The following is a 10,888-nucleotide window of genomic DNA, read 5'->3' as shown; positions in this document are numbered from 1 at the left end:
CCGTCGGCGAGGAACTCGCGATACGGGCGTGGTTCGTCAGCGAGCAAGGGCGCAAACGGATCCTTCGCGCTCAACTCACCCATGGCGACACGCTGTGCGCCGAAGCTGAGGGCCTGTTCATCGAGCTACGCCCGGATCAGCCATGAGTCAACGCCGCCACAAACATCAGCCTGTCGGTCGCCGACGTTGAATATCGCTGTCGTGCAACGTGATCAGCGCGCGCAGGGCAAGTCGGTCCGGCTTGAGCATCACTGTCAGTGGCAGCTCATCGACGATGAGGAGTTCGTCGGGCGCCTTGTAATCGGCCAGTTCGTCCGCCACGTGAGTTCGCAACTCGGCCAGCGTCGGTGGCCTGGCGGCGTCAGCCGGCACGACACACGCGACGCCGATCTCTCCGATCACCGGGGCCGAGCGCCCCACTACGGCAGCCTGTTTCACCGCGGCGTGACCGGAAAGCGCCCGCTCCACCTCGCCGGGATGGACGTTATAGCCACCCCGGATGTACATGTCGCCGCGGCGTCCGACGAGGGTGAGGTTGCCGTCGTCACCGAGCACGCCGATATCGCCGGTACGCAACCAACCGTCGTGCAGCACCTCTGCGGTGAGTTCCGGGTTGCGCCAGTAGCCCCGCATCACGCACGGACCGCTCACCTCGACACCGCCGTCGGATCCGATGCGTACGTCCATTCCCGCGGCAGGCCGTCCCACGCTGCGGAACTGAATCTCGGGGGCGTCGTTCGGTTCGGTGCCGCTGATGGTCGGGCACTCGGTCATCGCGTACCGCACGACCAGCGGGACCCCGATGCCCTCGGCGACCCGTCCTACCAGTTCGGGCGGTGCCGGTGCCGTAGCCACGACCCCGATCCGCAAGTGCGGCAACGCCTGCGGGCTCACTCCATCGACATCGAGCAGCTTGGCCCACTGGGTCGGCACCGCGCCCGCCACGGTGACCCGCTCGTCGCGGAGCACGTCGAGCATGCCCTGGGCCGACCACGGTGTCGGCGGCACCACCAGCGTGCTGCCCCACACCAACTGATCCCAGAGCTTGAACATATAGCCGCGTGTGAAAACGGCGTCGACGTAAGGCGCCGGTCGTAGGGCGCGCTCATGACACCTGATGCTGCCGCGCCCGCAGCCAGTCGGTCTGCATCGAAGACCGCGCCCTTCGGCGTACCCGTCGTGCCGCTGGTGAAGATCAACGCAACCAGGTCCCGGCGGGTCAGCTCCACCGAGGGTGGCTCCGAGCGCGACGTGTCACTGCACAGCGCGTCTCGTGACAGCAGCCGATGCCCGGTGTCGGGTAGCGCACCGAGATGCTCGTCGGCGACGATCAACGCGGGATCCGCTTGCTGCAGAATCGATTCGAGCTCGCGGCGGCCGAGCCGCGGGTTCAGCCCGGTGGTGATCGCACCGATCATCGCCGCGGCGGCGTAACACGTCGCGTAGTCGATGCCCGACGGCAGCCACAGCGCGACCACGTCTCCCTTACCGACGCCGAGGTCGGCGAACTGGGTAGCCACGCCACGGGCCCGGCCGATCCACTCCGCGAACGTGATTCGCGCCCCCGGCTCGACGTACGCGTCGACGTCCCCGTGAGCGGCGGCCGCCGCATCTAATATCGCCCGGGTGTCGGCGACATCGGCGCTCAGCGGTGCCCGGATCACCTATGGCTCCTCGGCGCCCAGAATCATTGTGCCGCTGGAGCAGAACCAGCCGCCGGTGCCGCTGACGCAGGCGATCCGGGCGTCCGGCACCTGTCGGGGTCCGCATTCGCCGCGTAGCTGACGGGCCGCCTCCACCAGCAGGAACAACCCCCGTTGACCCGGATGGCATGCCGACAGTCCACCGCCGTCGGTGTTCGTGGGGAGTTCGCCGCCCAGCCGCAGCGAGCCTTTCTCGACGAATCCGCCGCCCTCCCCCTTCGGGCAGAAGCCGAGGTCTTCGATGGTGAGCAGCAACATGTAGGTGAACGCGTCGTAGATTTCGGCGACATCGACGTCGGACGGGGAGATACCGGCGCGGGCGAAGGCCAGCGGCCCGCTCACCGCGGCCGGCCCGACGGTGAGGTCGTCCCACTGGGAGGTCAGCATGTGCGAGGTGGTCTCGCCCGAGCCGAGCACCCACACCGGCTTACTCCGCAGATCCTTCGCGCGTTCCGCACTGACGAGGACGGCCGCGGCCCCACCATCACTGCGAATGCAGCAGTGCAGCTTGGTGAACGGGTCAGCGATCATCGGGCCGGCGAGCACCTCGTCGATGGTGATCGGATCGCGGTAGTAGGCCTCGGGATTGTCGGCCGCGTTGAACCGTGCGGACACGGCGACCTCGCCCAGCTGCTCGATCGTGGTGCCGTAGGTGAACATGTGCCGCCGCGCGGCCATGGCGTACTTGGAAATCAGGGTGTGGCCATACGGCGCTTCCCACTGCAGTGGCCCACGAGCGCCCCAATTGATGTTGGCTCCCCGCAATCCCTTTCGAAGATCCGAACGGGCGGTCGAGCCGTAGGTCAGCAGCACCACGTCTGCGTGTCCGGTGGCGATCGCATCGGCCGCATGGGCGGCCATCACCTCCCACGACGCTCCCCCGACCGCGGTGGAGTCGATCCACCGTGGCCGCAGCCCGAGATACTCGCCGACATCGACCGGGGGCAGTGTGCCCTGACCGGTGGAGGCCAACCCGTCGACGTCATCGGGCGTCAGACCGGCGTCCGCCAGGGCGCGGCGGCTGGCCTGGGCGATCAGCTCGTAGGGTCCCTTGTCATCGACCCGGCCGACGTCGGACAGGGCGACGCCCGCGATGGCAGCGGCCCCAGCGGCGCCACTCACTGGGCGCGGTCCTGGGCCAGCAGCTCGGCCAACACGTCGGTGGGCTCACCGAACAAGTGCCGAAACACGTGCGCGCGCTTCAGATACAGGTGCATGTCGTTCTCGAATGTGTATCCCATCCCGCCGAATACGTGGATGCCTGCGGCGGCATTGTCGATGGCCGCAGAACCGGCCACCGTGACGGCCGACAGCACCTGCAGCAGTGCGTCGGCGCGTCCGCCCGCCACCGCGATCGCAGCGAAGAATGTCTGCGCCTGTGCGGCCTCGGCAGCGATCTCCATGTTGACGCACGCGTGCTTGATCGCTTGGTGCACGCCGATCGGTTTGCCGAACTGCTCGCGAGTCTTGGCGTGTTCGGTCGCCGACGCTGCCGCGGCCGCGGCCAAGCCGGTGAGATAGCCCGCCGCGAGCACCATGGCGCGCCCCCAGATCCATTCGTCCTCGACGGGCAACCAGTGCACGGGTTCGGCGGATTCGACCGTGGCCGTGGATATCCGGGTGCCAGGGTCTGCGGCGGTCAAGGGTGCCAGCGGGCCGAAGGAATCGATGTCGACCAGAGCGGCGCCACTACGGGCCACCAGCAGGGCGTGCGAGGTGCCCGCCGGTTCGAACAGATCGAAAGTCCCTTTGACGGGGCGCACGTCGCCATCGCCACGCAGTACCGCGAGGGCCACCGAAGCAGCCCCCGAGCCGATCCGCTGCGCCAGCGCGTCATCGCCGCACCGGGCAGCCACCCGGGCACCCAATGTGCATGCCAGGAACGGCCCTGGCGCGAGGCGCTTGCCGAGTTCGACGAACAGCAGTGCCTCGTCGTCCAAGGGCCGGCCTGACCCGCCGGACTCCTCGTCGAGTCCGAGCGTGAGCAGGCCCAACTCGGCGCATTCTCTCCACAGCGACTCGGGAATCGGCGCTTCCGCATGGCGATTGGCGCGGATCCGTTCGACGGGCATCCGATCGGCGAGGAACTCGCCTGCTGCCGTGATGATTTCGAGTTGCTCAGTTCCGGGCAGCAGGTTCATGACCGTCTCCTCACCGTGCTCATCTGGGCAGCCCCAGCACGCGTTCGCCGACGATGTTGCGCTGAACCTCCGAGGTCCCGCCGCCGATGGCTTGGGAGAAGCTGTAGTAGTAATAACCGACCCAACCGTCGACGTCCCACCGCGATGAATGCCGGACCGAGGCCGGACCGACAACATCCATCGCCAATTTGCCGATCTCCTTGGCCAGTTCGGCGTACATCAATTTGACAATCGAACCCCGCGGGCCGGGCGTCTCGGCCTTCATCGCCTCGCAGATGTTGGTGTAGGTGAGCGCCCGCAACGACGCCACCGAGGCCCGCGCCCGGGCCAGCCGCCGCGCGATCTCGTCGTCGGCGATGGCGGGCCTGCGCCCGTCCGGGCCGACGTGGTCGCGCGCGTAATCGATGAGGTCCTCGATGATCTTGGCCAACCGGACCTGGTTGGCGGTGAACGCAGTTCCGCGCTCGAAGGACAGCGTCGCCATCGCGACCGACCAGCCTTCGCCGACGTCGCCGACCACGTTGCTCAGCGGGATGCGGACGTCGTCGTAGAACACTTCGCAAAATTCCGAGCCACCCTCGATGGTCTCGATCGGGCGGACGTCGATGCCCGGCGTGCTCATGTCACAGATCACCCAGGTGATGCCCTTGTGCTTGCCGCCGGTGTTGTCGGTGCGCACCAGCAGTTCCTGGTAGTCGGCGACGGTGGCGAAGCTGGTCCACAGCTTCTGCCCCGACACCACCAGGTGCTCGCCGTCGATGACCGCCTTGGTGCGCAACGCCGCCAGATCCGATCCGGCGTCGGGCTCAGAGAAGCCCTGACACCAAATAACCTCACCGCCAAGGATTTTCGGCAAGTGGAACGACTTCTGTTCGTCGGTGGCCCTGGTGATCAGGGTCGGCCCGGCGTGCGAGTTACCGACGAAGCACGCGTCGATGCCGGGGAACCCCCGCGCGGCGTACTCCTCGTACCAGATCAGCTGCTGAAGCAGCGTCAGCCCCTTGCCGCCGTACTCAGTGGGCCAGGCGATGCCGGCCCAGCCGCCTTCGGCCTGAGTGCGTTGCCAGGCGAGGTCGTATTCGCGGATACCTGCGTCGTCGCGCGGGCGCGGTTCGGCCGGCTTGTTCTCGTCCAGCCATGTGCGGACCTGGTCGCGGAACTCGAGTTGGTCAGGCGTGAAGTCGAGATCCATGATCCGGAAGTCTAGGTGACACGATAGTCAGAAACAATGCATCAATCATCGGCTGCGATAGGTAGCGGCCAGTTTTTCTGCACCGCGGGCCAGCAGTGCCACGTCGGCTCCTACGAGCACGAAGCTCGCACCGGCACTCATGTAGCGGCGCGCCAGCGACTCGCTGAACGCATTCACGCCGGCGTACTTACCGTGCTCCACGATGGTCGCCAACGCGGTCTCTACAGTGCTCACGATGTCTGGGTGCTCCGGCTGCCCAAGTTTGCCCATCGAGGCTGCCAGGTCGGCCGGTCCGATGAAGACGGCGTCCACCCCGTCGACGTCGGCGATATCTCCCAGCTGCGCCAGACCGGCCACACTCTCCACTTGGACGGTCAATGACACCGTTGCGTCAGCGGTGACGAGATAGTCAGAAATGCGATTCCAACGCGATGCCCGGGCCAACGCGCTGCCGACCCCGCGGATGCCCTCGGGCGGGTAACGAGTGGCGGCAACCGCCGCGACTGCTTCACCGGGGCCATCGATCATCGGAACGATGATGTTCTGCGCGCCGATGTCGAGCAGTTGCTTGATGACCACGGGATCGGCCGACGGAGGGCGCACCAGCACGTCGACGTCCGGGTAGCCCGCCAACACCTGCAGTTGTTCGAGCGTGGTGCGCAGATCGTTGGGCGCGTGCTCCTGGTCCAGCAGCAGCCAGTCGATCCCAGACCCCGCACAGATCTCGGTGACGTAGCCACTGCCCGAGGCCACCCACATGCCGATCCGCGGGTCACCGTCGCTGATGCGCTGCGTCCACCGATTCGTCACGACGCCCCCGAATCGAAGGTCACCGACACCGTGCCCAGTGGACCGTAGTCGGCGACAAAGCTGTCCCCCGGTTCGGCGAACACCGGCTTGGTGAACGATCCGGACAGGATTACCTCGCCGCGTTTCAGTGAAACCCCGTGCGGAGCAAGTCGATTGGCCAGCCACGCCACGCCGTTGCCGGGATGGTTGAGCACCGCGGCGGCCACCCCGGACTCCTCGATCGTGCCGTTGCGCAGCAGCACGGCCGCCACCCAGCGCAGGTCGACGTCCAACGGACGGAACACCCGCCCGCCCAGGACCAGACCGGCGTCCGCGGCATTGTCGGCGATGGTGTCGACGATGGTGCGCAGATGGCCGGTCTCGGGGTCCGACATCTGCACCCTGGCGTCGAGGATCTCGAGCGCAGGAGTGACGAACTCGGTGGCCCGCAACACGTCGAACAACGTGACGCCCGGGCCGGACAGCTGCTCGCCCAACACGAACGCCAACTCGACCTCGACGCGCGGACGAATGTAACGGCCCAGCGGTATGCGGCCGCCATCCTCGATGAACATGTCGTCGAACAGTGCACCGTAATCCGGTTCGTCGATCGATACCGCGCGCTGCATCACCTTCGAGGTCAGGCCGATCTTGCGGCCCTTGACCTCCCGGCCGTCGGCGACCTTGAGGGCGACGAGCGCCCGCTGCACCGCGTAGGCGTCCTCGATGGTCATGTCGGGATACTCGAGCGACAATTGCCGGATCGGCGTGCGCGTCTGCTCGGCCTCATACAGTCGCCGGGCAATGTCCGCGAGCTCGTCCTCGGCGGGTCTGCTCATCTCGTGAGAAACTCGATCGCTGCGGCGTTGAAAGCCTCGGGATCCTCGAAATGCGGCCAGTGCCGCACCGAGGGCATCTCGAACACCTCCGAGTTCGGGATCAGGTCGGCGATGGTGCGCGCGGTGTCTTGATACACACCGTGATCCTTGCCCGAGGCCACAATCATCACCGGCGCCTCGATGCCGCGCCACTTGTCGTCGGGAATCAGGTTGCGGTGGCGCACCTTCTCGTCCTGCAGGATCAGCAGCCGGTCGATGGTGTTTCGGGTGTCCTCGCGCCGATAGACGGCCTGGCGTAGGCCGATGAGATCGGGCAGGCGATTGGCTTCGTCGGCGATCAGGTGAGCGAATACGGCGTGCAACGATTCCCACGTCGGCTCGTTGACCGCCTTGGTTCGTTCGGCGCGAATGCGCGCCATGTTCGACGCCGACGCCTCCCGTCCGGCCGGCGACATCAGGATCACCTTGGCTACCCGGTCGGGGTGACCGACGGACATCGCCGACGCGACGAACGCCCCCAGCGACATGGCGATGAAGTTGGCTGACGCCATGCCGAAGTGGTCCATCACCCCCAGCACATGTTCGACGTAAACCGCGATCTCGTAGTCGTAGTCCGGCTTGTCGGAGAACCCGTTGCCGACCATGTCGATCGCCACGCAATGGAAGTGCTGCGACAGTGCGGCGAGGTTGGGCGCGAACGTCTCCCAGTGACCGCCGGTGCCGTGCAGCAGGATGGCGTGCGGCTTGTCCGGCCCGCCCGCCTCGGCATAACGGGTACGGACGGGCACTCCATTGACTCCGATGTCGACGAACCCCTGCCGGAACTCGAGCTCCTTCAGATACATCCAGATGCTGCGGTAATTCTCCGTGTCCAACTGGGTGACACCCACTGGCCCGACAGCCTCGGTAGCCGGTGCTTGTGCTTGGCTCATCTCACCTTCTCGCATCTTCATATCTGACACAGCTGTCATCTAGTACTGATGTCGCCTTGCGCGTTTCCCATCGTCGCACAAGCCTCATGTTCCCATGTGGAGAACGGCTCACACCACTCGGCCTACGTGCGATACGGCAGCGGCCTTTCCCTCTCCTTCCATTGATTCTGACACTTGTATGCGGTAATACTGGGCAGGTGAACACTCCGGCCGGACGCCGCGTCCTCGCCGAACTGGTCAACGAGTTTGCGGCCGTGCGGTTGTCGCTGGACGTCAACGGCAACGGCCCCCGCCTGCTCGTCGAGGACCTTGAGGGCGGCGAGCAGGTCTTCTTGTGTCCGTTGGAGCTGGCCAGCTTCACCTTGGCCACCCCCGAAGACCGCGAGGAGTGGGTGAGGGTGGGTAATTACCGCGGCGAACGCCGGACAACGGAGCGACCATGAGCACCGCCGGCGCCGACCTGATCGGTCTGGGCATGACCGCGATGTCGCTGCGGCCGGGCGCGACGCCGCTTGAATTGGCCGTCAAGGCGAGCGGCGCCGCGCTGGCCGATGCGGGACTCGAGCGTGCTGACATCGACGCCATCCTGGTCGGCTCGTCGCAGGGCGTCCGGCCGGAACGGCTGGGCGTCGGCTTCGCCGCCGCGGCCGGCTTCTCGGATCTGCGCCTTTTGGAGCACGTCGAGATCAAGGGCGCCACGACCATCGCCATGATCCAGCGCGCACGCCACGCGATCGTCACCGGTGAGGCGGCGACTGTACTGTGCGTATTCGCCGACGCGCCGCTGACAGCCGGCCAGGGCGCAGGCTCGACCTACGCGCGCAGCGGCGGCAACGTCGGGGTGCGCGGGCTGGAGCGGGCCTCGGGGCTGCTTGGCTCGGTGCCGACGTATGCGCTGCTGACCCAGCGCTGGTTGCACGTCACCGGCACCGGTACCGACGCGCTGCGCTCCGTGGCCACCACGGCGAGGGGTTGGGCGCGCGGCAATCCCGACGCGGTCAACCGAGAGCCGCTCGATGACGCCGACTATGACTCTTCCCCGATGATCGCCGAACCGCTTCGGCTGCTGGACTGCGCTCGACCGGTGAACGGCGCGGTCGCGGTCGTGCTCACCGGGCGGCCCTCGGTCGGCGGCACCCGATTGCGGGTTCGCGGCACCGGGCGCGAGCATCCGGTGCGGCGCCGTCGCGCGGGAGCCGAGTCGTGGTTCGGCGGCGGTGGGCGCGCGGTGCAGGACGCGCTCGAACAGGCCGGCATGGTCCGATCGGACCTGCACGTCGCCGAACTGTACGACCCGTTCTCGATCGTTACCCTGGCGCTGCTCGACGAATACCGGCTCACCGGTGACGTTCCCGCGGGTGCATTCGTGCGCGACGGCCACACCGGGCCGGGCGGCACGCTGCCGACCAACACCGGCGGTGGCCAGCTGTCCGGTTTCTACCTGCAGGGCATGACGCCGTTGGCAGAGGCGATGATTCAGCTGCGCGGCACCGGCGGGCAACGTCAGGTTCCCGGGGCCGCGGTGGCGCTCGTCGGCGGTATCGGCGGCCGGTTGGACCACCACGCCGCGCTGGTGCTGGAGCGCGCCGCATGACCGCCACCGCGGTCGAGGACTGGCTGCTGGACAGCGCGCTGGCACCCACCGCCGACGACGACATGTTGGCGCCGCTGTACCGGGCGGCCTCACGCAACGAGCTGGCGATGCCGTTCTGCGCGGCGTGCGCCCTGCCACTCGAGCTCGACCAAGAAGTCTGCGACGACTGCGGGAACGCCGAACGCGCTTGGTGCACAGTCGATCCGCGCGGAACCGTACACGCTGCGACGCTCATGCACCGGCGCGAGCCCGGCCTGGTGCACGGTCTGGCGCCCTACCCCATCGTCGACGTCGAGCTGACGAGCGGACACCGGATCGTCATGACCACCGTGCAACCCGCGGACACCGCCCCGCCCATCGGCACAGCGGTGCGCATCGGTTTCCGCCGCCTCGGCGAAGTCGCCATCCCGGCCATCGACATCCTGGAGGACCAGTGACGACCCTTGAATCCGCCCCTGCGACGGAAGACTTCGACGTCGGGACCGTCGTACGCAGCGACCGCGTGCACGGAACGGTGTATACGTCCGCCGAGATCTTCCGCCGCGAAATGGACACAATCTTCAAGACCGGATGGGTCTACGTCGCCCACGAGAGCGAGGTCAGCGAGCCGGGTGACTATCTCACCCGGACGATCGGCCACGACCCGGTCGTCGTTGTGCGCGGTAAGGATGGCGTGGTTCGCGTGGTGCTCAACCGCTGCACCCACCGTGCCAACAAGCTGTGCAACGCCGAGAAGGGCAACGCCAACTCGTTCCGGTGCCCGTATCACGGATGGACGTTCAGCAACACCGGTGCGCTGCAGGGTGTTCCGATGCGTGAAGGATACGGCGAGGCGTTCAACAAGGTGCGCTCCGAACTTGGCCTTGCCCAGGCGCCCCGGGTGGACAGCTACGGCGGATTCGTCTTCGCGTCACTGGCGCCAGAGGGCATCTCGTTACGCGAGCATCTTGGCAAGTCAACGCGCGCCATCGACCGCCTGCTGAACCTGTCCCCCACCCGCAAGATCGACCTGCGGGCCAACTGGATGAAGCACTTGCACCACGCCAACTGGAAGATGGTGGTGGAAAACAACGTCGACGGCTACCACGCGCTGTTCACGCATGCCTCGGTGTACGAGGCGATCAAGCCCGCCAAGGTGTCGCACGTCCCGACCAAGGTCGACGTGCTGGTTCGCGACCTCGGCAACGGCCATTCGGAGATCGACTACAGCGACGAATACCGGAAACTCGATGAGGAATTCGTCTGGTACGGCCGGATCCCGCGGGCCAAGCTCGCCGACTATGTCGACGCACTAGAGGGTGCGTACGGTCCCGAGCAGGCGCATGACGCACTTGTGGTGGGCCCACCACACACCTTGATCTGGCCCAACCTTTTCCTGGCCGAGATGAACGTCATGTTCGTCGAGCCGCAGGCACCCGACCGCACCATCGCCTACACCACCGCGGTATTGATACCCGGTCACGATGCGTTGAACGAGCGCACACTGCGTCGTTCCGAGGGGGCGATGGGTCCGGCGGGATTCTTGATCGCCGACGATGGAGAGATCGGCATGCGCAACCAGGCCGGCCTCGCCGCCGAACTGCCCGAGTGGCTGATGCTGGCCCGCGGCATAGAAAGCGATGTCGACGTCACGACTGGAATCATCAACCGGGACAAGAGCGCCGAGACTCCGCAGCGCGGGTTCTACTCACACTGGGC

The 10,888-nt window shown here is 66.8% G+C and carries 10 protein-coding genes and 2 pseudogenes; 5 read left to right on the top strand and 7 right to left on the bottom strand.

The features are described from left to right. Positions 1-146, top strand: a pseudogene (locus JWP83_RS22855) (PaaI family thioesterase); the annotation flags it as partial. Positions 147-165: 19 nt separating this feature from the next. On the opposite strand, the pseudogene JWP83_RS22845 reads toward JWP83_RS22855, so the two are convergent. The 7 genes and pseudogenes from JWP83_RS22845 to JWP83_RS22815 form a co-directional block, all read right to left on the bottom strand. Next, a pseudogene (locus JWP83_RS22845) lies at positions 166-1,664 on the bottom strand (class I adenylate-forming enzyme family protein). Further along, positions 1,665-2,825 carry an acetyl-CoA acetyltransferase gene (locus tag JWP83_RS22840; RefSeq protein ID WP_297735220.1) on the bottom strand — a complete coding sequence of 387 codons (1,161 nt, stop codon included), beginning with the start codon at positions 2,823-2,825 and terminating at the stop codon, positions 1,665-1,667. It lies immediately after the preceding pseudogene. After that, positions 2,822-3,844, bottom strand: a complete 1,023-nt coding sequence (locus tag JWP83_RS22835) for an acyl-CoA dehydrogenase family protein (protein ID WP_297735217.1) — start codon at positions 3,842-3,844, stop codon at positions 2,822-2,824. Before JWP83_RS22835 ends, JWP83_RS22840 begins: the two co-directional genes overlap by 4 nt. A 19-nt stretch (positions 3,845-3,863) precedes the next feature. After that, entirely contained in the window at positions 3,864-5,036 is a 1,173-nt protein-coding gene (locus tag JWP83_RS22830) for an acyl-CoA dehydrogenase family protein (protein ID WP_297735213.1), read from the bottom strand. A 45-nt stretch (positions 5,037-5,081) separates the two neighbouring features. Next, a complete protein-coding gene (locus JWP83_RS22825) occupies positions 5,082-5,846 on the bottom strand; it encodes an aldolase/citrate lyase family protein (RefSeq protein WP_297735210.1) in 765 nt (254 codons plus the stop codon). Further along, entirely contained in the window at positions 5,843-6,664 is an 822-nt protein-coding gene (gene hpaH / locus JWP83_RS22820) for a 2-oxo-hept-4-ene-1,7-dioate hydratase (protein WP_297735207.1), read from the bottom strand. The genes JWP83_RS22825 and hpaH overlap by 4 nt, the downstream gene beginning before the upstream one ends. Beyond that, entirely contained in the window at positions 6,661-7,596 is a 936-nt protein-coding gene (locus JWP83_RS22815) for an alpha/beta hydrolase (protein ID WP_297735204.1), read from the bottom strand. Before JWP83_RS22815 ends, hpaH begins: the two co-directional genes overlap by 4 nt. Before the next feature lie 197 nt (positions 7,597-7,793). Here JWP83_RS22815 and JWP83_RS22810 point away from each other — a divergent pair, with 197 nt between their 5' ends. The 4 genes from JWP83_RS22810 to JWP83_RS22795 all read left to right on the top strand — a co-directional run. Beyond that, positions 7,794-8,039: a hypothetical protein gene (locus tag JWP83_RS22810; RefSeq protein ID WP_297735201.1), complete on the top strand. Its 246-nt coding sequence runs from the start codon at positions 7,794-7,796 to the stop codon at positions 8,037-8,039. Beyond that, on the top strand, positions 8,036-9,190 hold the full coding sequence (locus JWP83_RS22805; RefSeq protein ID WP_297735197.1) for a thiolase family protein: 1,155 nt from the start codon (positions 8,036-8,038) through the stop codon (positions 9,188-9,190). The genes JWP83_RS22810 and JWP83_RS22805 overlap by 4 nt, the downstream gene beginning before the upstream one ends. Beyond that, a complete protein-coding gene (locus JWP83_RS22800) occupies positions 9,187-9,627 on the top strand; it encodes an OB-fold domain-containing protein (RefSeq protein WP_297735194.1) in 441 nt (146 codons plus the stop codon). Before JWP83_RS22805 ends, JWP83_RS22800 begins: the two co-directional genes overlap by 4 nt. Continuing rightward, on the top strand, positions 9,624-10,888 hold a 1,265-nt coding region (locus JWP83_RS22795), incomplete at its 3' end, for a Rieske 2Fe-2S domain-containing protein (RefSeq protein ID WP_297735191.1). The genes JWP83_RS22800 and JWP83_RS22795, both read left to right, overlap by 4 nt.

This window comes from Mycobacterium sp., assembly GCF_025965855.1.
Taxonomy (GTDB): domain Bacteria; phylum Actinomycetota; class Actinomycetes; order Mycobacteriales; family Mycobacteriaceae; genus Mycobacterium.
The sequence above is the reverse complement of the archived record's forward strand: the minus strand, read 5'-3'. Positions and strand labels throughout refer to the sequence as shown.

Excerpts from the sequence above, each read along its gene's own strand:
- JWP83_RS22835 (WP_297735217.1), bottom strand. The coding sequence starts at position 3,844 with ATGAACCTGCTGCCCGGAACTGAGCAACTCGAAATCATCACGGCAGCA.
- JWP83_RS22800 (WP_297735194.1), top strand. The coding sequence starts at position 9,187 with ATGACCGCCACCGCGGTCGAGGACTGGCTGCTGGACAGCGCGCTGGCA.
- JWP83_RS22805 (WP_297735197.1), top strand. The coding sequence starts at position 8,036 with ATGAGCACCGCCGGCGCCGACCTGATCGGTCTGGGCATGACCGCGATG.
- hpaH (WP_297735207.1), bottom strand. The coding sequence starts at position 6,664 with ATGAGCAGACCCGCCGAGGACGAGCTCGCGGACATTGCCCGGCGACTG.
- JWP83_RS22815 (WP_297735204.1), bottom strand. The coding sequence starts at position 7,596 with ATGAGCCAAGCACAAGCACCGGCTACCGAGGCTGTCGGGCCAGTGGGT.
- JWP83_RS22830 (WP_297735213.1), bottom strand. The coding sequence starts at position 5,036 with ATGGATCTCGACTTCACGCCTGACCAACTCGAGTTCCGCGACCAGGTC.